This window comes from Gilliamella sp. CG25, assembly GCF_046635705.1.
GTDB classification, from domain to species: domain Bacteria; phylum Pseudomonadota; class Gammaproteobacteria; order Enterobacterales; family Orbaceae; genus Gilliamella; species Gilliamella apicola_I.
The window spans coordinates 136,007-157,179 of record NZ_JBIDFJ010000007.1 but is presented as its reverse complement, the minus strand read 5'-3'; the positions used below and the strand labels follow the sequence as shown (position 1 = coordinate 157,179).

At 34.8% G+C, this 21,173-nt stretch carries 19 protein-coding genes; 9 read left to right on the top strand and 10 right to left on the bottom strand.

The window, feature by feature from the left end:
• The 4 genes from ACGH6P_RS07365 to ACGH6P_RS07350 form a co-directional block, all read left to right on the top strand.
• Positions 1-969 (top strand): hypothetical protein (locus tag ACGH6P_RS07365; protein ID WP_411597128.1); only part of this gene is annotated, 969 nt, incomplete at its 5' end.
• Between the two features lie 155 nt (positions 970-1,124).
• Positions 1,125-2,138: a hypothetical protein gene (locus tag ACGH6P_RS07360; RefSeq protein WP_411597127.1), complete on the top strand. Its 1,014-nt coding sequence runs from the start codon at positions 1,125-1,127 to the stop codon at positions 2,136-2,138.
• A 90-nt stretch (positions 2,139-2,228) separates the two neighbouring features.
• Positions 2,229-3,392 (top strand): hypothetical protein, encoded by a 1,164-nt coding sequence (locus tag ACGH6P_RS07355; RefSeq protein ID WP_411597126.1) that lies wholly within the window; start codon positions 2,229-2,231, stop codon positions 3,390-3,392.
• 148 nt (positions 3,393-3,540) lie between these two features.
• Positions 3,541-4,233, top strand: a complete 693-nt coding sequence (locus ACGH6P_RS07350; RefSeq protein ID WP_411597125.1) for an XRE family transcriptional regulator — start codon at positions 3,541-3,543, stop codon at positions 4,231-4,233.
• 267 nt (positions 4,234-4,500) lie between these two features.
• Here ACGH6P_RS07350 and ACGH6P_RS07345 read toward each other — a convergent pair whose 3' ends face one another.
• From ACGH6P_RS07345 to ACGH6P_RS07335, 3 genes are all read right to left on the bottom strand, one after another.
• Positions 4,501-4,620 (bottom strand): putative holin, encoded by a 120-nt coding sequence (locus tag ACGH6P_RS07345; protein ID WP_411597124.1) that lies wholly within the window; start codon positions 4,618-4,620, stop codon positions 4,501-4,503.
• A gap of 208 nt (positions 4,621-4,828) precedes the next feature.
• Positions 4,829-5,200 carry an ASCH domain-containing protein gene (locus ACGH6P_RS07340; RefSeq protein WP_411597123.1) on the bottom strand — a complete coding sequence of 124 codons (372 nt, stop codon included), beginning with the start codon at positions 5,198-5,200 and terminating at the stop codon, positions 4,829-4,831.
• The gene (locus ACGH6P_RS07335) at positions 5,178-6,248 is read right to left on the bottom strand and encodes an N-acetyltransferase (protein WP_411597122.1); all 1,071 of its coding nucleotides are present in this window, start codon (positions 6,246-6,248) and stop codon (positions 5,178-5,180) included. The genes ACGH6P_RS07340 and ACGH6P_RS07335 overlap by 23 nt, the downstream gene beginning before the upstream one ends.
• A gap of 911 nt (positions 6,249-7,159) precedes the next feature.
• Here ACGH6P_RS07335 and ACGH6P_RS07330 point away from each other — a divergent pair.
• Positions 7,160-8,080: an L-lactate dehydrogenase gene (locus ACGH6P_RS07330; protein ID WP_220215396.1), complete on the top strand. Its 921-nt coding sequence runs from the start codon at positions 7,160-7,162 to the stop codon at positions 8,078-8,080.
• A gap of 128 nt (positions 8,081-8,208) precedes the next feature.
• Here the strand turns inward: ACGH6P_RS07330 and ACGH6P_RS07325 are convergent, their stop codons facing one another.
• The 6 genes from ACGH6P_RS07325 to ilvG form a co-directional block, all read right to left on the bottom strand.
• Positions 8,209-9,189: a Gfo/Idh/MocA family protein gene (locus ACGH6P_RS07325; RefSeq protein WP_411597121.1), complete on the bottom strand. Its 981-nt coding sequence runs from the start codon at positions 9,187-9,189 to the stop codon at positions 8,209-8,211.
• A gap of 101 nt (positions 9,190-9,290) precedes the next feature.
• On the bottom strand, positions 9,291-10,829 hold the full coding sequence (gene ilvA, locus ACGH6P_RS07320; RefSeq protein ID WP_411597120.1) for a threonine ammonia-lyase, biosynthetic: 1,539 nt from the start codon (positions 10,827-10,829) through the stop codon (positions 9,291-9,293).
• Positions 10,830-10,831: 2 nt separating this feature from the next.
• A complete protein-coding gene (gene ilvD / locus ACGH6P_RS07315) occupies positions 10,832-12,682 on the bottom strand; it encodes a dihydroxy-acid dehydratase (protein ID WP_411597119.1) in 1,851 nt (616 codons plus the stop codon).
• A gap of 137 nt (positions 12,683-12,819) precedes the next feature.
• On the bottom strand, positions 12,820-13,749 hold the full coding sequence (locus ACGH6P_RS07310; protein WP_411597118.1) for a branched-chain amino acid transaminase: 930 nt from the start codon (positions 13,747-13,749) through the stop codon (positions 12,820-12,822).
• Positions 13,750-13,916: 167 nt separating this feature from the next.
• Positions 13,917-14,150 (bottom strand): acetolactate synthase 2 small subunit, encoded by a 234-nt coding sequence (gene ilvM / locus ACGH6P_RS07305; protein WP_220215391.1) that lies wholly within the window; start codon positions 14,148-14,150, stop codon positions 13,917-13,919.
• Between the two features lie 3 nt (positions 14,151-14,153).
• On the bottom strand, positions 14,154-15,830 hold the full coding sequence (gene ilvG, locus ACGH6P_RS07300) for an acetolactate synthase 2 catalytic subunit (RefSeq protein ID WP_411597117.1): 1,677 nt from the start codon (positions 15,828-15,830) through the stop codon (positions 14,154-14,156).
• A gap of 472 nt (positions 15,831-16,302) precedes the next feature.
• On the opposite strand from ilvG, the gene ACGH6P_RS07295 reads away from it, so the two are divergent.
• The 4 genes from ACGH6P_RS07295 to ACGH6P_RS07280 all read left to right on the top strand — a co-directional run bounded on the left by ACGH6P_RS07295 (position 16,303) and on the right by ACGH6P_RS07280 (position 19,486).
• Positions 16,303-16,755: a hypothetical protein gene (locus ACGH6P_RS07295; protein WP_411597116.1), complete on the top strand. Its 453-nt coding sequence runs from the start codon at positions 16,303-16,305 to the stop codon at positions 16,753-16,755.
• 401 nt (positions 16,756-17,156) lie between these two features.
• On the top strand, positions 17,157-18,044 hold the full coding sequence (locus tag ACGH6P_RS07290) for an SDR family oxidoreductase (RefSeq protein WP_267351044.1): 888 nt from the start codon (positions 17,157-17,159) through the stop codon (positions 18,042-18,044).
• 139 nt (positions 18,045-18,183) lie between these two features.
• Complete coding sequence (locus ACGH6P_RS07285; RefSeq protein WP_411597115.1) at positions 18,184-18,714, top strand: hypothetical protein; 531 nt, start codon at positions 18,184-18,186, stop codon at positions 18,712-18,714.
• A gap of 373 nt (positions 18,715-19,087) precedes the next feature.
• Positions 19,088-19,486 carry a hypothetical protein gene (locus tag ACGH6P_RS07280; RefSeq protein ID WP_267351047.1) on the top strand — a complete coding sequence of 133 codons (399 nt, stop codon included), beginning with the start codon at positions 19,088-19,090 and terminating at the stop codon, positions 19,484-19,486.
• A 97-nt stretch (positions 19,487-19,583) separates the two neighbouring features.
• On the opposite strand, the gene ACGH6P_RS07275 is transcribed toward ACGH6P_RS07280, so the two are convergent.
• Positions 19,584-20,825: an MFS transporter gene (locus tag ACGH6P_RS07275; protein WP_411590703.1), complete on the bottom strand. Its 1,242-nt coding sequence runs from the start codon at positions 20,823-20,825 to the stop codon at positions 19,584-19,586.
• Positions 20,826-21,173 lie beyond the last annotated feature (348 nt).

Sequence of the window (21,173 nt, the reverse complement as noted above, 5' to 3'; positions counted from 1 at the left end):
CAAACAACAAAACCTGAAGGTGGAAATATTGCTGTTCAAGAAGTCGTGCTAAAAAATGTGCCAACGCCTCTATTTGTATTATTTTCTTATGGTGGTGGGGGAGCTCCGGACTTTTTAAGAGCTGCAGAATTTAAAGAAAAACGATTAAAGTTTAAACACCCCGATGCTGAAGTTAGAATTATAAAAGGTTTCGAGCATCCACCACAATTTAAAGAGGAATGGACAAAGTTATATAACGAACTTACCAACCCTGAAACAGCAAATAAATACGCATTATGGCAAGTTCATTATTTTGGTCATGGTGGTGAAGAACATTTGGCTTTTAGGGAAGGCAATAAAATTTACTTTGACGAAAATGATAATATGGAGCGTTTACCCTGGCATCCAAATGAGGGCATTTTTGTTTTACACTCCTGTCGGGGTGCTGCATATGAAGATACCTGTGATGAAAAAAAAATAAAAAATCAAACCTGTTTAGCAAAAACCATTTCAGAATTACAAAAAACTCGTTGTTTAGGACAAGTGACTTATGGGAATAATAATGCGCTTAGCGTAATAGATTATCCAATAAATAAGAATAATGTGAGTACACCGTTAAGTTCTCGAATGACGGTGCTATATTCAAGAGCAAAATGGGAAGCTGATATTATAAAAGAAGCAAAATACAGATCTAATTATAGGCTTAATTACACTAGAAATTTTATAAAAAAACCTGTTATTTTATGGGGGTATGCGCTATTAACAAATGATACAGGGAAGAAAACATTAAAGCTCAAAACAAATTATGAGACCAATAAAGAAATACAAAATTCAACTGATTTACCCAAGTTATATCCCATTTATGAGGAAATGAGCAAACTGGCGGATAAAAATCAAATCTTACCCTGCCGTGTATTTAATAAAGGTAAGTTAGAAGAGCGTATTGTTGAAGTAGATTTTTTTAATTTAAATGATTTGGAATATCTTTAATGAATTATTTTACTCAATTAACTCAATTGATATCGAAAAAATTAATCGCATTTGTAGTTATGCTTTGTTTTGTTATCGGTTTAGGTCTCAATTATTTATGTACAGAAAATTCAAACAATCTAAACCACGACTTTAATCAATCGGATAATGTTATTATGGACCTTACAATTTACCCCTCAACCATTCCTGAAAATCAATTATTACGCATCCACGAAGCTGAGGAGCTTTATCGTTCCTCATTTGAGGATGGTACATTTTTTGGTGTAACTAATCCTGAAAAATTAGTCAAGCTGGTTAAACATGCTTGGCAATGGGACAAAAATGCCATGCCGTATTATTATAAGCTTGTCTTTTGGGCGGATTCGTATGATGAAAAAGGAAAGGAATATGATATTGTTATGATGTCTTTTAATGAATTTATGCAAAAATATCGAAATCAACTTGTGGATAATGCAGGTAATCCCTTATCTGAACCTGATATATTTAAAAGCATTAAAATAAGAGACTATTTATGGGATAAGTTTGCCGATTTAAAATACCCGTATTTTGCATATAAAAAGTCTTTTAGTTACGCGCCTCGTTGGTTTGATGAACAAGGAATGACGCGACCAAGTACCGATGAAAAATTAGAAAAAAGTATTGAATATTTAAACTATGCCATTGAAGGTGGTTATCATTGCTACGAAGATTTGACAGCCCGTATGTTATTTCAACAAGGAGAACACTATAAAGATCAGAAATATGAGCAACTGAATAAATTAACCGAATACCGCAGAACATTAAAATCAGACGATTTAAAACAGGCAATAGATTATGCACAGCTAATGGCAGAGCATAGCTCGATTATAGGCATATTGCGCATGACTGAAGCCTATTTATATGGTTTAGGACGGGAGCAAGATTCGGTTAAAGCCTATGCCTGGTCACTGTTAAGTGATTATGCAAAACAAAAAATTATCGAGATAGGCAAGAATTCAGCATGGCATGCTTATCAACTACCACCAGTTTGGGAATATAACAAAGAAATCCAAAATCGTTTAGAGCAACAGCTTACCCCAGCCGGAAAACAAGCGGCATTAGACTATTTGGAAACACTGAAAACCAAAGTGGTTACTTGGAATTATAATAAATGGCGAGATCAGATAGATGATTTTCACCCTAAACCGTAATTTATTTGACGATATTGTAGTCAGTAAAATTTAAGGTTGAATAATAATGATTAATCTGGATAGCGTGAATTTTAGTACAGAGAATAGCGTATGAAGAATAGCAAATTGAAACGTTCAAAGTTCAAAATAGTCATGCTAGCAATGAGTGTGATAATGATTATTAGCCTTTATCAATTATATTTTAATCAATCACTCGATAGCCAAGTCAATGTTGGTTTTGTTGAATCCGAAAACTTACCCATGGACTATACAGTTTACCCTTCAACCATTCCCGAAAATAAATTATTACGCATCCACGAAGCTGAGGAGCTTTATCGTTCCTCATTTGAAGATGGTAAATTTTTTGGTGTAACTAATCCTGAAAAATTAGTCAAGCTGGTTAAACATGCTTGGCAATGGGATAAAAATGCCATGCCGTATTATTATAGGATTGTCTTTATGGCGGATTCGTATGATGAAAAAGGAAAGGAATATGATATTGTTATGATGTCTTTTAATGAATTTATGCAAAAATATCGGGATCAACTTGTGGATAATGCAGGTAATCCCTTATCTGAACCTGACATATTTAAAAGCATTAAAATAAGAGACTATTTATGGGATAAGTTTGCTGATTTAAAATATTCGTATTTTTCATTTCAAAATGGTTGGGTAATAGGTACTTGTGGGTATGATAAACAAGGGATAGCACGCCCCTGTCCAGATGAAAAATTAGAAAAAAGTATTGAATATTTAAACTATGCCATTGAAGGTGGTTATCATTGCTATGAAGCTTTGACAGCTCGAATGTTATTTCAACAAGGGCGTCAATATAAAGATCAAAAATATAAACAACTGAATAAATTAACCGAATACCGCAGATCATTAAAATCAGACGATTTAAAACAGGCAATAGATTATGCCCAGCTAATGGCAGAGCATAGCTCGATTATAGGCATATTGCGCATGACTGAAGCCTATTTATATGGTTTAGGACGGGAGCAAGATCCGGTTAAAGCCTTTGCCTGGTCACGGTTAAGCGGTTATGCAAAACAAAAAATTATCGAGATAGACAACAATTTGGCGTGGGATGCAGAGCAACTACCACCGGTTTGGGAATATAACAAAGAAATTCAAAATCGTTTAGAGCAACAGCTTACCCCAGCCGAAAAACAAGTGGCATTCGATTATTTGGAAACGCTGAAAACCAAAGTGGTCACATGGGATTACAATGAATGGCGAGATCAGATAGATGATTTTCACCCTAAACCTTAGTTTGATTAAATATGTTGTAGTGAATGTGTTCCCTGTATAAAGGGTTAATCGTCTCATTAATGATGAAACCAATACATAATTTATTGCTAATATATTTAGATAAACCGTATATATCTGTGTTAACAATAAACAGCATATCGGAGTAAAAATGCTTGGAGAACGAATAAAAATAGCTAGATGTAAACGGGGATTGAGCCAGGCAGAGATCGGAAAAAAAATGGGTAACATGTCAAGGGCTGCGGTTTCTAAATGGGAAAACGGAACCAACAAGCCAAAAGACCTCGATTTATTGGCACATATCTTACGAGTGGATATCAACTGGCTACGGTATAATAAAGGAGCAATGGAATCTAATGGCGTTTCAAAATACAAACTGAATAATAACAATTCTAAAACGTCCGATATCAGTACTAGCTTAAACGATAGCGAAGTCGAAGTTGTTTTATATAAATCAATCGAGCTAGCTATAAATAATGAAGCACAAACAATCAACTCCAATTATAAAAAGGAACAATTGAGATTTTCCCGATCTTTATTAATAAAACAAAATATAGACGAGAATAATATATTCTGTTTTCTCGTTAACGATAATGGAATGAAGCCAGTTATACCTAAGGGCGCTATTGTTGCAGTTAATAAAGGCAAGCAACAAATAAATGATAGTTCTGTTTACGCAATATGTCAATCTGATTTCTGTAGACTAAGACGTTTATACAGATTGTCGAATAATAGAATTAGGATAGTCTCTTACAATTCGTTGGAATATCCCGATGAAATAGAAGATTCAGAAAAAATAAAAATTATTGGTAAAGTTTTTCATTGCGCATTTGAGTTGAATTAAATAAGTGTTTTCAACATAGAGATAAACTACAGTAGTTGAAAGATGAAGAGGATGATTTTAAATTTTCTTGTATCCAAAGAAATAAATCGACGGCATGGCGATTTATTTAATTTGCTTGAATTTTGCACATAAAAATAAATTGTTTTAATACCGATCAATAATAGGATGTTTTGTATGCGTTACTCTATCCGTTGTATCTCGATTTACATTTTTTATAGATTTAATATATTGGGGATATTATAACTAGGGCAAAACTCTTTTCGATCCTCAAATAGATAATCTTTGTGGGGGCATAAATAAAAATGCATGGTCTAGGTAGTTAACTATTACAGCAGAAAGCAAAACCAAGGCTAATTTATAATAAAAAACAGGTAATTGCTGAGGCAATAAAGCGCAATAATTAAAATAAAATAACGGCGATTAAGTACAATTCATTTAAAGTAATCAGGTATAACTTTTTGAATGAATGTTTCATATAAAAAACCTCATAATTAATTAGATTAATGTATGAGGCTATTATGATCTCGATTCTCAAAAATGTAATTTGAACGTGGCAGATTAATTATTAATACTAACTTATAATTGATATTACCTATTATAAATATCGGTATGATTGAGGAGCCACAATATTATTACCGAAATAATTAAGAGGTTTAGGTTCCTCATATTGAGTCACTTTACCTACAACGATAGCAAAAGCTCGAACTTTTGATTCAAAATATTCATCATAAAATTGTTTACTTACACCAGCATAGTTTTTTGTTTTTTCCCATATTAAATCTGGATTATCGGATATTACATTATCTATATCAAATTCCCCAACAACCTTTCCAATGGGCATTGTTGCATAAATTACTATAGTCTTAACAGATTTATTTTTAAAAATGTTTTTTCTAAATTCAAATCGTTTTTCACCAGATAATATTTTTTCTACAAATTCTGGCTTAATTGATAATAAGACTTTCATTAATTTCACCTAGTTTCAGAATTTTTTTAAATTGGTTATCACTTAATTTTAAACAGCTCCATCTATCTTCAGAATCTAAACCGACATCATGAATAAGTTTAGCTCTATTGATTCGATGAGGTAAAGCTATATTATATGTAAACTTTATCACATAACAAGGAAACTTAGTTTTGTAATGATTCTGCTCATATGATTTATTCAATTCATTTAATGTGAATACACTATATTTACTACAATATTCAATAAATTCCTTTTTATTAGAAAAGGAAGAAACCGTTCTAACTTCTTCAATAACACAGATTGATGTAGCAACGGCAGAATAGTAAGCTTTCTTACCTTGTTCTGCCGTTCTATAAATTACTACAATATCTCCTTTATTGAAATTCCCGATCATTAAAATTTTGGAAATATAAACTTTATGAATACTATTTGTATGTGAAACATCATGAATTATCGAGTTTGATTCTGTTTTTAAAATTGAATCAGGGAAAAGTTGAGTATGATATTCTGGGTATATAGCCAGTAAATATTTATTTGTTTTAGTGCTAATATATGGATAATCTTTTTCCAAATCCCTCCAATAAATTCTTTTTTTTAATAATACATTTTCAATACCATTCTTACTTTTTTTTGTACCAAATTTACAAAAACCATATCTTTTAAAAAGGTTTATTAAATAATCATGTTTGTCAAAAACGGTAACATATATTCCCGAAACATTATTTGCTATTGCACTATCAAAAATTTTTTTTATAAAACGTTCTCCACGTAATGTTCCTGCTGGGTTAAATTTAAATGTACCTATTTTTAGATATAAACCATCTACTAAAGGTGGATTTATATCATCAATTTGATTTTCTAACTTTAAATACATAAAACCATCAATGAACGAAGAATTTTCATTGTATAAAACATATGCAAAGTCTTGTGTTTTAACTTTTTTATTCCACCAATCAATAAAACCATGAGCATAATCATGTTTTAAAGAATCAAAAAAATGATCTGAAAAATTAATTTCTGAAAATTTTTGAAACTTCAAGTTATCCATATGTATTCCTCATATTCAATTTTGACTATAGTTATAGGTGTCTATTACATTTAGCCACTGATATCAATTATTCTATTACTATAAAACTTATTCTTTCCCAAGATTTTTTCTAGTTTTCAACTCCTATTAACAGATTTAACCTGATATTTGTAATTTTCAACGATTCACTTTTTTCAAAATTCAGCCAACCCTAAAATCACATGAGTATGATAAAAAGGAAAACTATCTAATTTTGAGCATTTAAAAATTTTATTACTCATTTGTTTATAACTTTTTAAATGGTTAAGTTGTGCTTATTGCGAAAAAATAATTAAATTAACGTAAAAATTGCGTTAAGAAATATATTTCATTGATTGTAACAGCTTTTTACATTAAGACAAAGTATCAAAACATAGAAAGATCAAAAATTTCGCTATCTATTTCTTGAACTCTTAAAGAATTAAGAATATAAAAGATACATAATAACTAGAATAGCAATATTGCAAATTTGATTGGTAAGTCATCGGATAAAATTAATAGATGACGATGAACATTAATTTAGAAAGGTTTAATAATTAAGTTAAAGGATGACCTATTTATTTATAACTCACAAACATTAAAGGTTGTGCGAACTCAAGTAATACTTATCACTGAAAAACAAGATGAAATAAGCCAAGAAAACATTAATTTACAATCTGAATAATAAGCAGTTAGAAAACGTTATGTGATGTAGCTTAGGGCAATAAAATTCGCTCAATTTAAGTGCTCACTATATGCATATTAATAAACTGTTTTAACACGATTAACATTAACATAAGAAAACTATTCCCCGTTTACACAAGAATATGCAATACTAATGCTGTGATGACAAACCCTTTCGTATCTGTATTTCTATTGATTTTATTTCATTTTTCAAATAATTGGAGTTTATTATGAAACTACGTAAAGTCATGATTATTGGAGTAGGGAATGTGGGATCCACGACGGCTTATACCTTGGTTAATCGTGGTATTTGTGAAGAAATTGTACTGGTTGATGTAAATAAAGATCGGGCTTATGGTCATGCTCAGGATTTATTAGATGCGGCTGCTTATCGGCAAAACATGATTAAAGTCAGTTTACGTGATGCCAACGATTGTGCAGATATTGATATAGCGATTATTACGGTTACTTCGGGATTAGCGCAAAAAAGCCGAGCGGAGGAGCTAGCTGGTACGTCAAAAATTGTTGCAACGATTGTGCCAGATATGATGAAAAATGGTTTTAAAGGGATTTTTTTAGTGGCGACTAACCCTTGTGATGCGATTACTTACCAAGTTTGGCAATTATCAGGTTTACCCCGTCATCGGATTATTGGTACCGGGGTTTGGCTTGATACAGTAAGATTACGTCGTTTATTGGGGGAACAAATGGATATTGGTCCACAAAGTATCGATGCGTTTATTGTTGGCGAGCATGGCGATTCACAATTTCCCGTTTGGTCGCATTCATCGGTTTATGGCATTAACCTTAATCATCTCGAAAAAAATAGAATCGATTTTAATGATATTGGCAGCAAAGCGAAGAATAAAGGTTTTGAAATTGCTAAATTTAAGCATTGCACTGAATATGGTATCGCCAGTACGATTACTGAAATTTGTCAGCATATTTTTACTAACAGCCATCGAGCGTTAGCATTAAGTTGTATTTTACACGGGGAGTATGGTTATCAAGATGTGGCAATAGGTGTACCTGCGATTTTAGATCAACATGGTATCAAAAAAATAATTGAGTTAGATTTTTCAGATAATGAAAAGCAGTTATTTAAAAATAGTGTCGAGATTATTAAAGGTTATATTGCACATATTAAATAAGCGTGTTTGGTCGGATAGTTGTTTTATACTCAGTCAACGGATATATCACCCAGAACGCTAATATTAGTTAGCGTTCTGCTATAAAGGTTTGGCAACTTATTATTTCATTTTGTATATTCTAAAGATCTTTAATGCTGATCGGCAGGAAACACCACACCTGTTTGCTTTCTGATTTCAGTCAAGATTGTTGATGATAGTATCGAATAGGCTAAACCGTTATGATCTACGTTGCGTTGTCGATATAGCTTAGCGAATTCTTCTGCTTCGTAATACATATCATTATTGTGTTGTGTAAGGGTGATTTCTTTTTTTTCACCGATTCTTGGTTGATAAATAATGCGCTCACAAGTGGCAAGATTTTCAATAATAAGTGAGCCATTTTCGCCTTGAATTTCACTAGGAAGGTAAGAGTTACTGGCTTTTGAATGCCAAATGATGACATCAAAATCGCCATAATTAAGTAAGACACTGCCATGCGCATCGACACCAGACGCAAGTTTTGTCGCACTGGCATTTATTTTATTGGGATATCCCCATAATCCTAGTCCAAAATTGAGTGGGTAAACTCCAATATCCATTATAGAACCATTTGAAAAGAAAGGATTAAACGTGTTGGGATTATTGCCATTTAAATAACTTTCGTAACGGCTAGAATATTGACAGTAGTTGAGTAGTGCTTTGCGAATTCTTCCTAACTTTGGAAGATAATCCCGAATTAATTGATAATTGGGCAAATAAACGGTTTTAAGTGCCTCAAAAATGAGTTTTTTGTGTTGTTTGGCAATGTTAATTAATGTTTGGGTTTGCGTCAAATTCGAGGTTAATGGTTTTTCACATATTACATCTTTGTTATTTTCTAACATCAATTTGGCTTGTTCAAAATGCAGTGAGTTTGGACTGGCGATGTAAACAACATCAACATTGGCATATTGAGCAAGCTCGGTGAGCTTATCAAATACCGTATTAATTTGGTATTTTTTTGCCAGTTGATCGGCGTTGTTGATATCACGGGAATAGATAGCGGTTAATTGATATTGTTTAGTTTGTAATGCCGCATCAATGAATTTTTCAGTGATCCAATTGGTTCCAATTGTTGCTAATTTAATCATGGTTAATCTATCTATTTTTTTAAAAGTTTAAACTATTTGGTTAGGATTTAGAGACTATCCACTTTAATTAACGCCCGTAAAAGTGAATAGTCTTCCTTTATTTAATGCGAATTGGTTAAAAAGAGTTTTAACGATGGATTTTCGGTTTCGTTATGGAAACCATAACCTAATTCGGTTAAGTGTTTACCAAAATCATGACTATTGGTTTGATCAATTTCAAATGCAGCAAGAACGCGACCATAATCAGTCCCATGACTTCGGTAATGGAACATTGAGATATTCCAGTTAGTACCAAGTGTTTGTAAGAATTTGAGTAATGCCCCTTGCGATTCTGGGAATTCAAAGCTGTAAACTTGTTCTTGAATTGGCTTACAAGGCTTGCCACCAATCATATAGCGAACATGCAGTTTAGCCATTTCATCATCAGTTAGATCAACCACGGGATAACCCGCTGAAGTGAGTTGTTGCATGATGTCATCTTTTTCACTATTTTTAGTGATTTTAACACCCACAAAAATGCATGCCGATTCTTCATCATGATAGCGGTAATTAAATTCGGTGACTGAACGCCCACCCAAAATCTGACAAAATTTTAGGAAACTGCCTTTTTTCTCTGGAATCGTCACGGCGATTAAGACTTCTCGTTTTTCACCTAATTCACAGCGTTCTGACACATAACGTAAATTATGGAAGTTTAAATTAGCTCCCGATAAGATATGAGCAAGGTTTTCACCTTGAATATTGTGTTTTTCAACGTATTTTTTCAGTCCCGCCAGTGCGACCGCGCCCGATGGTTCAGCAATGGCACGAACATCATCAAATAAATCTTTGACAGCCGCACAAATTTCATCGCTATCAACAGTAATAATATCATCGATATATTGTTGGCAAAGTCTGAATGTTTCATCACCGATTCGTTTAACGGCAACCCCTTCAGCAAATAAACCTACTCGATTTAAATCAACTGGGTGACCAGCATCTAAGGCTGATTTTAAACAGGCAGCATCTTCAGGTTCAACTGCAATGACTTTAATCGATGGCATAATTTGTTTAATTAGGACTGCAACACCAGCTGCAAGCCCACCACCGCCAACGGGGACAAATATGCGATCGAGTTTGGCATTTTGTTGCAACAGTTCCATGGCAATACTGCCTTGTCCGGCAATCACCAGTGGGTGATCAAAAGGGGGAATAAAAATGCGTCGTTGTTCTTTGGCTAATTCTAAGGCTTTGGCTTTGGCTTCGTCAAAATTCGCACCATAAAGTAAAACTTCACCACCGAATCCTTTTACTGCTTCTACTTTGATGTCCGCTGTCGTTAACGGCATAACAATGAGCGATTTTATACCTAATTTGCTCGCTGAAAATGCCACACCTTGTGCGTGGTTTCCAGCTGAAGCAGCAATAACGCCACATTGTCGCTCTTCTGGGGAAAGACTGGCGATCATCGCTTGTGCACCTCGAATTTTAAAACTGTGCACTAGCTGACGATCTTCACGTTTGACAAATATCTGATTGTTTAGTCTGGCAGATAGTTTATCCATTTTTTCAAGCGGTGTGACTTGCGCCACATCATATACGGCACTGCAAAGCGTTGCTTTTAAATAATCAGCACCGGTCAGTATTGTTTGTTGTTTCACTTTTAGCCACCTAGTTTACTTTTATCGCGGACAGCACCTTTATCAGCACTGGTCGCTAAACTTGCGTAAGCTTTTAGGGCAAACGACACATAGCGGTCACGATTATGAGGGGTAAATGCTTTGTCGCCACGAGTGAGCTCTGCCACCCGACGACGTTCTAGTTCATCTTCAGACACATCTAAAACTAATTTTCGATTAGGAATGTCAATATCGATAATATCGCCATTACGTACCAGACCAATTACGCCACCGTTAGCCGCTTCTGGTGAAATATGTCCAATGGATAAGCCTGATGATCCGCCTGAAAATCTACCGTCAGTAATGAGTGCACAAGCTTTACCAAGTCCCATTGATTTTAAATAGCTGGTAGGGTAGAGCATTTCTTGCATTCCAGGTCCACCTTTTGGACCTTCATAGATGATCACAACGACATCACCTTCAACTATTTTTCCACCTAAAATGGCATCAACTGCATCTTCTTGGCTTTCAAATACTTTTGCAGGCCCTCTAAAAACAAGATTTTCAGCGGCAACACTGGCTGTTTTTACGATAGCACCATCTTGAGCAACATTACCATAGAGTGTAGCAAGTCCGCCGTCTTGGCTATAAGCATGCGCTTTGTCACGAATACAACCATTTTCCCGATCGTCATCCAGTGTGTCCCAATAACAAGCTTGTGAAAATGCTTTCGTTGTACGAATGCCAGCCGGTCCACTGCGATACATTTTTTTTACTTCTTCATCTTGGGTTTGTGTAATATCATATTGTGCAAAGGTTTCTTGTAATGACAGTCCAAGCACATTGTGAACATTGCGATTTAGTAGTCCTGCTTTGTCAAGTTCTGACATGATGGATACGACACCGCCTGCTCTGTGTACATCTTCCATGTGGTATTTTGCTGTACTTGGCGCAACTTTACACAGATGCGGTACTTGACGAGATAGTCGATCGATATCTGACATCGTAAAATCAATTTCGCCTTCTTGCGCTGTTGCAAGCAAGTGTAAAACGGTATTGGTCGAGCCTCCCATCGCAATATCGAGTGACATGGCATTTTCATAGGCTGCTTTGGTGGCGATGGCTCTTGGTAGATAAGATTCATCATCATGTTCGTAATAACGTTTGGTAATTTCAACTATGCGTTTGGCCGCTTTTAAAAAGAGTTGTTCACGTTGCTTGTGAGTGGCAATGAGTGATCCATTACCGGGTAACGAAAGCCCTAAAGCTTCGGTTAAGCAGTTCATTGAATTCGCTGTAAACATGCCTGAACATGAGCCACACGTCGGACAAGCTGATTCTTCAATCGCTTTACTGTCTGCGTCACTGACATTGGGATTGGCGCTTTGAATCATGGCATCAACAAGATCAAGTTTGATGATTTGATCTGAAAGCTTGGTTTTCCCAGCTTCCATAGGGCCACCAGACACAAAAACCGTTGGGATATTTAAACGGAGTGATGCCATTAACATACCGGGGGTGATTTTGTCACAGTTGGAGATGCAGATCATCGCATCAGCACAGTGCGCATTGACCATGTATTCTACAGAATCGGCAATAAGTTCACGTGAAGGTAACGAATAAAGCATACCACCATGCCCCATTGCAATACCGTCATCTACTGCAATGGTATTAAACTCTTTAGCAATACCACCTGATGCTTCAATCTGTTTAGCTACTAGTTGTCCTATGTCTTTAAGGTGGACATGTCCCGGTACAAACTGAGTAAATGAGTTTACGACGGCGATAATAGGTTTACCAAAATCTTCATTTTTTACGCCAGTAGCACGCCATAAAGCGCGCGCTCCTGCCATGTTTCTGCCTTCAACGGAGGTAGCTGATCGATATCTAGGCATTTGTTGCTCCCAAGTTATTATTATACTTGCGACCGATTTAATCGGTTTATCATTTTGATGAGTCCATCATGTTTTGATGTGCATCACATTACAAAAAGTATTTATCCGCCGTATTAGTTAGCGGATTTTTTGAGATATTATTTAATAATATCTAACCAACCATATTTATCTTCTGTTTTACCGTTAAATAACCCGAAGAATGTTTGTTGGATCTGTTTAGTGATTGGGCCACAACGTCCAATACCTACTTGAATGCGGTCAACGCTTCGTACAGGTGTAATTTCGGCAGCGGTACCGGTCATAAAGACTTCGTCAGCTAAATAGAGTGATTCGCGCGATAAAATTTGTTCACGGACTTCGATACCCAAATCACGAGCAAGCGTTAATACGGCATCACGAGTGATACCAGGAAGTGCAGAGCAAGATAATACTGGGGTGAATAGTACACCGTCTTTAATGATAAATAGATTTTCACCCGCACCTTCTGAAAGATGACCATGTACATCTAAGGCAATCCCTTCTTGGAAACCATTAGCACGAGCTTCTGAGCCAATTAATAATGATGATAAGTAGTTGCCCCCAGCTTTTGCTGCTGCCGGAATGGTATTGGATGCGACACGATTCCATGAAGAAACCATCGCATCAATTCCTTGATCTAATGCATCTTCACCTAAATAGGCACCCCAAGGGAAAGCGGCAATCATGACATCAGTTTGATAACCAGCAGGGGGATTAACGCCCATACCGACATCACCAATAAATACAAGAGGACGAATATAGGCACTTTCTAAGTTATTTTTCTTGATAGTTTGACGCGTTGCTTCCATGATTTCTTCAATCGTGTAAGGAACAGGAAAACGGTATATTTTGGCTGAATTTAGCAATCGTTGTGCGTGTTCTCTATGACGGAAAATAGCAGGGCCTTGATGAGTTTTATAACAACGAACTCCTTCAAAAACTGAAGTACCATAATGTAAAGCATGAGACATGACATGAATTTTAGCATCTGCCCATGGAACCATTTCACCATTGAACCAAATATAATCCGATTTTGCTGTAGAACTCATTTTTATTTCCTCTTAAATTTTACTTTTGTTTAGCATAGATATAGCTCGGTGCTTTCAACAATAAACGGTCAAGCATTATACTATACTATCGATTTTGTTTAACTGCTAAAGTGTATACTTTTATAAATTTAACTTATTATTTCATCATGATTTATTATTGAAAATAACTATATTTCAATCGATATCACGTCTACCAATTTGTCGATCTGATTAAGTAGTGCTGAAATAGGGCGTTTTGTTGTTAATGCTAAAGATAATGATAGTATCTGATCATCTTTAGTCTGCATTTGCATCTGTTTTATGTGACCACCACGGTGGCGTATAACCCGTAAGATACGCTCAAGTGTTCCTAATTTATCATAAGCGGTGATAGTAAATTGATGCTGATCTTTATTACTCATCCTTTACTCCTTACTGTTGTTATCTAACATATTTTCATTGGCAGCACCAGGTGGAACAAGAGGCCACACGTTTTCAAGCTCATCGATACACACATGTAATAAATAGGCACCTGTTGAATTTAATAGCGTATCGATGGCGCGTTGAATTTCTGATTTTTGGGTAATTCTTTGTCCATCGATATCGAAGGCTTTAGCTAGCATTAAAAAATCAGGATTGTCAGATAAATTAGTTTCGCTGTATCTTTGATTGAAAAAGAGTTCTTGCCATTGTCTAACCATGCCTAAACGTTGATTATCAATTAATACAATCTTAATCGGTAATTTTTTGCGTTTAATTGTGGTTAGTTCTTGAACATTCATCATAAAAGAGCCATCGCCAGAAATGCAAATCACACAATCATTTGGTCTTGCTAGTTGTGCTCCAATGGCTGCTGGTAAACCAAACCCCATTGTGCCAAGTCCACTAGAAGTAATAAAGTTTTGTGGGTGGTTAAATTGCATGTGCTGAGCTGTCCACATTTGATGTTGACCAACATCGGTTGTGACAATTGTATTAGCTGTTTTTTGTTCTGAAAGGCTTTTGAGTAACGCTGGGGCATAGATAGGTTCGCCCGGATGATCATAACGAGTTGGATACGCTTTTCGTAATTTGTCTATTCTTTTGTGCCATTCTTCTATCGATACGGTTTGGTGAATTAAAGGTAAGACTTGTTTGATGTCGCCTTGTAATCCTAAATGCGTTTGCTTTAATTTATTAATTTCAGCCTGATCGATATCAATATGAATGACTTTAGCATGGCGAGCAAATTCATTCAGGTTTCCGGTAACACGGTCATCAAATCGTACCCCTAACGCAATTAATAGATCACACTCTTGCACGGCTAAGTTCGCTGCTTTAGATCCATGCATGCCAATTAATCCTAAATAATAGGGATTATTGATATCAGCAGCCCCTAATCCTTTTAAGGTTGAAACGCTCGGAATTTGAGTCATTTCCATAAATTGTCTTAATTCTGATATCGCGCCAGAAAGCCCAACCCCACCACCGATATAGAGCATGGGTTTTTTAGCATCTTGAATCATCGCTTTAGTTAATTTTATATCATCAGAAGAGATAACAAAGGATTTTGATTTGTTGAGATAACTTTGAGAAGTATGATTGGTTAAATATTGTTGGTAATCTAAGTCGGCAAGCTGGATATCTTTCGGAACGTCAATCAATATTGGTCCCGGTCTGCCTGAGTTGGCTAAGGTAAATGCCTCCTCGAATATATTGGGTAAGTCATGCGCATCATCAATTAAATAACTGTGTTTAGTACACGCCAATGACAAACCTAATACATCAACTTCTTGAAAGGCATCGGTACCGATTAAGTTATTAGGTACTTGCCCCGTTATTGCAACGATTGGAACTGAATCAATCAACGCATCTGCAAGTCCCGTGATAATATTGGTTGCTCCCGGTCCCGATGTGGCAATACATACCCCTGTTTTGCCTGTTGCCCTTGCGTAACCTATAGCAGCCATTGCTGCACCTTGTTCGTGACGACATAACACGTGTTCAATACCGCCATCATAAAGCGCATCATACAGAGGCATAATTTGTCCACCAGGATACCCAAATACGGTGGTAACGCCTTTTTCTTTTAAGGTTTTTACTATCCACTGTGTTCCTAACATTTATTCCTCGCTCTTTTTTTCAGGTATTTGCATTGCTCATAAAAAAACCCCCGCTTTTTGGGGCGGGGGTTTTGGGTTAACTATGAAGCTTTTTTAACTCAAAGAACGCCCCCGCGCTGGAATAATGACCACGCTGACAAGAATGTTGATGAGGACGATAATAAGTGAAAAATTCATACGTTTTATTTAAATTTTTTTGCTTCTTTGAGTAAGTATTCTTAACAAAATACTCGTTTTAGAAAAAAATTCAACTGTTTTTTTGGGTTTTTTTAGAGTCTTGCTTTTGCGATTGTAAGAAGTTTTAAAATAATAAAGATTGATGTCTAAAAAGATTTGATTATGACACGAGTTTTTAATTGGCATTTTTCAAAGATTAGTGTATAAATGTTAATCATTAATCGTTTTTATCTGCTTATTTATCCTGTTTAATATAAAAAATACACGTTTAAAATAAAAAAAAGGCGAAATATGTATGAACATATTAAAGATAATAGTGTTAATAAGTTTTGGTTTTGTGTTACTTAATTGTGATAATGCTAAGACTGCGTCAAATCATTCCTCTGCTGACAGTTTAACAAAACCTAATAATGATTTACTCGCTTCTCAAAATTTAGAAATTAATGCGGTTAAAAACGAGTTACCGATTGAAATTGATGAATTGACAACGCTATTTGATGTTTTTGCTGACAATAATATTATCCATTATAAATACCGCGTAAAAAATACACCAAAACAGGCACTATTATTGACGTCGACGCTTGATACTTTACGCAGTAATTTACTTGATGATTATTGCCAAAATGTGCCACAAATGAAAGAACTGAAAAATGTGTTTCCAAATGGCGCCCACTATCATTACTTCATCAATAATGAAGAGATCATTATTGTTGAACTTAATCCGGATGACTGTCTGACAGATAAATGATCGTTTATTGATAATTTATCCTTTTAATCAAACAATCATAGATCATTAAGTTTTGCAGTATTGGGATTAATTTGTTGTGTGCTGGCTTAATAGAAGTTTATTTGTTAAACTGAGATCGTTTATCAAATTTTATGAATTTTCTTCTTGTTGATTGATAAATTGTATTCTCGCCCCGTTACTTATGGACAGCCACAGTTAAAATTATATTTGATTCAGTTCGTCACAGATTAATGATTTTTAAAAAATATTTAAGTTTTTATCTCTATTCATCTTATTTATCAATATTGTTAATTGATTCGTTTCTACTTTTTTCAAGTTATACGGTTTTGTCATTGTTAATTGATTTTGTTTAAGTTATTTATCTTTTATGAACATGTATGTGTTTAACTTAGGAGAAAATTATGAGTAAACAAACCTGTAATCCAACGACCAAATATTATCATGAAAAATTTCCAAAACAAAAACAGAAAGCACCCGGTTTGCAATGTGAGATGAATCCGATTCCTGACTGTGGTGAAAAAAGCTATAAAGGTCATCAACGTTTAGAAGGTCTTAAAATGTTGGTCACAGGTGGCGATTCGGGTATTGGTCGTGCAGCGGCAATCGCGTATGCCAAAGAAGGGGCAGATGTAGCGATCAATTATCATCCTGATGAGCAAAAAGATGCTGAAGATGTGGCAAAAGTTATTGAAGCTGCCGGACGTAAAGCCGTATTGATACCCGGCGATTTAAGTGATGAAGCGTTTTGTAAAAAAATGGTCGATGAAGCTCATCATAAACTTGGTGGGTTAGATAATCTAACATTGGTTGCAGGTAAACAAACTGCGGTTGCTGATATTATGGATCTGACTACAGAGCAAATTCGCAAAACGTTCGAAATTAATGTCTTTTCGCTATTTTGGGTAACTAAAGCGGCATTAGGTTATTTAAAACCAGGATCGACAATTATTACTACTTCATCTGTTCAAGCCTTCCAACCAGGCCCAACATTATTAGATTATGCTTCAACTAAATCGGCAATTATCGCTTTTACAAAAGCATTAGCTAAGCAATTAGCAAGTAAAGGTATTCGTGCTAATAGTGTTGCACCCGGTCCGGTTTGGACGCCGTTACAAGTTTGTGGCGGACAACTCAGCGATGCAATTCCTGAATTTGGTAAAGAAACACCACTTAAAAGAGCAGGGCAACCGGTTGAACTTGCAGGGGTTTATGTACATTTAGCTTCAGAAGAGTCAAGTTATACCACTGCAGAAACTTATGGTGTAACGGGTGGTGAGCATACCAACTAATCTCATGTTTATATCGTGATAAAAGAGCTGCTCAGGCTCTTTTATTACAAAAAATTTTTAAGCTAGACATCTTAAATCACGTTCTATTATGCATTGTTCATAATAGTGTTAAAACTTAACTTAGAATAAAGGCAAAAAAATGAAATTTTTTAAAGTAATCACGCTTGCATTATTAGGTGTTTTTTTAGTTAACTGTGATAATTCTAAATCGACTGTTGATGATATTAAACAGAAAGTACAGCAAACAGGTGCAGATATCAGCGATAAAACACAAGATTATTTTGAACAAGCAAAAGCAGAAAGTAACGATATATTGAATAAGTTAAAAGAGGGTAACTATAATCTTGCACAAGATGCGGTGATTAAAAATATTAAACAAACATTACCAATGAATATTGATCAGAATACTTCGCTGGTGGATGTATCCAAAGAAAACAACACGATTAATTATAAATATGATGTCAAAGGTGTGACGCCAGATGATTTAAAAGTTGAGAATACTCAAAAGACATTATTAAATAATTTACTCACCGATTATTGTAGTACAGATTTAATGAAGAAAGCATTAAGACTTGCTTTCCCTGAAGGTGCTACACATAATTACTTTATCAATAATAGTAACGCATTAACACTCAATTTAAAACCAAGTGATTGTGATGGTAAATTGTAGAGTATCGATTAAGGTGAAAAGGGCTATTAATAGCCCTTTTTTTATTTTGTTTATTGAGAAAGATGTGAATCTAAATATCATTTTAAAAAATGAAGATTATCAACTCAAAATGATGTATTTATGTTAGTTAATTAAATGATGATTTTCTAATGATAGAAGATAACGATCAGGTTATTACCTAAAGTTTAATTAACACAGTGTATTGATATTGACGCTTACTATTAAAATAAGAATATATTTTATGTTGTAAAATTTTAACCATATAAATTAAAATCCTCATTCAAATTATATAGGGACTTTTTATTTTGTTATGAATCGTTTTATTTAAAATGGAAAAAACAAAATAATATTAATTTTACTTATGGGTAATAGCATGAAATATAAAAAAATATCTGCATTATTGGTATGGAGTTTGGCGCTATTTGGTTGTGATAGTGGGAGCTATAAAGAAAAAAATCAACGTATAGTTATTGATTCAATGAAAAAACAACTTCCTATTGTTTATGATGAGAATTTTACGTTAGTGGATGTTTTAAAGGACAACGATCAGTTTATATATAAATACGAAATAAAAAATATTGAAGAAGTAGAATTAACCTCACCAGAGTTTGAACAATCATCTCGCACAGAGATTCTTGAGCTTTATTGTTCTGATAACAAAGGTATTGCTCATTTTAAAGAAATATTCATGGATGGTATTCGATATGATTATTACTTGAATAATAAAAAAATGTTATCCATTAACGTCAAATCAACAGATTGTACAAAATAATTGTCATTGCATTGAACTATTCACTTTTGTGTACCACATGATATTTTTGCTTTGTTGGGCGGTATTATTACAGGGTTAAGCCCTGTAATAATAGAAATTATTCTAACGTTTTTCCTTTTGTTTCTGGAATTAAAAACATAAATGCAGCAGCGGATAATAGATAAGCCGCAGATAATAGCGCTAGTGCGTAGCTTATTGAATAAACTGTCGCTAAATAAGCAATTAAGACTTGTGATACGCCAGCAATTCCTCGTCCAACATTAAAGATAATGTTTTCAGCACTTGAACGAGCGTCTGTCGGATAATGTTCGGCCAGTAATGCCCCATAACCCCCCATCATGCCGTTGACGAAAAAGCCAATGACTGAACCAAATAAAATCAAAACGATCATATCGGTTTGTTGAAAGTAAAACCAGATAGATAACGCTGAAACTAATAGAAAGACAATATAAGAAGGACGGCGTCCAAATTTGTCACATAGCCAACCAAAAATTAAGATACCTAATGACATACCAATTGTGGTGGATATCGTCCAAAATAGCGTATTTTTGAATGATAAACCACGTTCGGTTGCGATCATGGTTGGCATCCAAGTCATGATGCCATAAAAACCAAAGTTTTGTACGGCACAAGCAATGGTTAAACCAACCGTGGTTGCTGATGTTTTGACATTTTTAAATAGTTTACCTAATGCAATTTTATTTTTGTTTTGATCTTTTAATGATTGCCAAATTTCAGGCTCTTTCAATCCTTTACGTGTCCAGGCAACAAACAAAGCAGGAAGTACTCCGACAGCAAAAGCCCAACGCCAACCGTGTGCTTCTCCTACAAAATTTACCGTTAAGGTTGCCAGTATAATGCCTAACTGAAATCCTAACGCAACAATCGATGTCGCTCTTGAACGTTTATGCTTTGGCCATGTTTCTGACACCAACGTCATGCCAATGCCAAATTCTCCACCTAGTCCAAGACCACTTAAAAAACGGAAAACTAAAAAGCTTTCATAATTTGGTGAAATAGCACACAGCCCGGTAAATACAGAAAATATGATAATTGTCCATGAAAAGACTTTAACACGACCATATTTGTCTGCTAAGGTTCCAAAAAGAATTCCGCCCAGTACAGCACCTAATAATGTTACTGAAGTTAATGTTCCTAAATCGGTTTTGGTTAGATTAAAAGTTGCTTGAATTAGGGTAAAACAGACCCCTAAAATCATCATATCCAAACCATCTAATGCATAGCCGACTGTAGAGGCAAAAAGCGTTCTTTTTTGATAAGCTGTGGTGGATCCAGTTTCACTTTCAGCTTGTTTAATTGGGTCTATCGCAGTTTTCATATTTACCTCTAATGATTGTGAATAGTGAGTTACTTATTTAAACTTTACCTTTTAAAATAGGTTGTAGGCTAATTCAATAAGGTCGTTTAAAAGCGGTGCAAAGTATATACTTAAAAACTTTAAAAATCCAAGCTAAAAGCCTTTACAATTGGTTATTTGCTAGAAAATAATCATTTCTTGTAAGTAACTTTATATATAAAAATATTAAAGGATGCATCAACTAGTGATAATTTTATTTTGTGTAAAGAATCGTGACAGGGTATAGATGATTTATTAAGTGAATCTTAGTTTCTAAATTTAATTGATTGATAGCTAATTTCCGCTGAGTGTTCCCCAGCGGATAATCTT

What these genes read in the sequence shown, in the direction of transcription:
- ACGH6P_RS07360 (WP_411597127.1), top strand. Translation starts at nt 1,125, where the DNA reads ATGGACCTTACAATTTACCCCTCAACCATTCCTGAAAATCAATTATTA.
- ACGH6P_RS07355 (WP_411597126.1), top strand. Translation starts at nt 2,229, where the DNA reads ATGAAGAATAGCAAATTGAAACGTTCAAAGTTCAAAATAGTCATGCTA.
- ACGH6P_RS07350 (WP_411597125.1), top strand. Translation starts at nt 3,541, where the DNA reads ATGCTTGGAGAACGAATAAAAATAGCTAGATGTAAACGGGGATTGAGC.
- ACGH6P_RS07340 (WP_411597123.1), bottom strand. Translation starts at nt 5,200, where the DNA reads ATGAAAGTCTTATTATCAATTAAGCCAGAATTTGTAGAAAAAATATTA.
- ACGH6P_RS07335 (WP_411597122.1), bottom strand. Translation starts at nt 6,248, where the DNA reads ATGGATAACTTGAAGTTTCAAAAATTTTCAGAAATTAATTTTTCAGAT.
- ACGH6P_RS07330 (WP_220215396.1), top strand. Translation starts at nt 7,160, where the DNA reads ATGAAACTACGTAAAGTCATGATTATTGGAGTAGGGAATGTGGGATCC.
- ACGH6P_RS07325 (WP_411597121.1), bottom strand. Translation starts at nt 9,189, where the DNA reads ATGATTAAATTAGCAACAATTGGAACCAATTGGATCACTGAAAAATTC.
- ilvD (WP_411597119.1), bottom strand. Translation starts at nt 12,682, where the DNA reads ATGCCTAGATATCGATCAGCTACCTCCGTTGAAGGCAGAAACATGGCA.
- ACGH6P_RS07310 (WP_411597118.1), bottom strand. Translation starts at nt 13,749, where the DNA reads ATGAGTTCTACAGCAAAATCGGATTATATTTGGTTCAATGGTGAAATG.
- ilvM (WP_220215391.1), bottom strand. Translation starts at nt 14,150, where the DNA reads ATGAGTAATAAAGATCAGCATCAATTTACTATCACCGCTTATGATAAA.
- ilvG (WP_411597117.1), bottom strand. Translation starts at nt 15,830, where the DNA reads ATGTTAGGAACACAGTGGATAGTAAAAACCTTAAAAGAAAAAGGCGTT.
- ACGH6P_RS07295 (WP_411597116.1), top strand. Translation starts at nt 16,303, where the DNA reads ATGAACATATTAAAGATAATAGTGTTAATAAGTTTTGGTTTTGTGTTA.
- ACGH6P_RS07290 (WP_267351044.1), top strand. Translation starts at nt 17,157, where the DNA reads ATGAGTAAACAAACCTGTAATCCAACGACCAAATATTATCATGAAAAA.
- ACGH6P_RS07285 (WP_411597115.1), top strand. Translation starts at nt 18,184, where the DNA reads ATGAAATTTTTTAAAGTAATCACGCTTGCATTATTAGGTGTTTTTTTA.
- ACGH6P_RS07280 (WP_267351047.1), top strand. Translation starts at nt 19,088, where the DNA reads ATGAAATATAAAAAAATATCTGCATTATTGGTATGGAGTTTGGCGCTA.
- ACGH6P_RS07275 (WP_411590703.1), bottom strand. Translation starts at nt 20,825, where the DNA reads ATGAAAACTGCGATAGACCCAATTAAACAAGCTGAAAGTGAAACTGGA.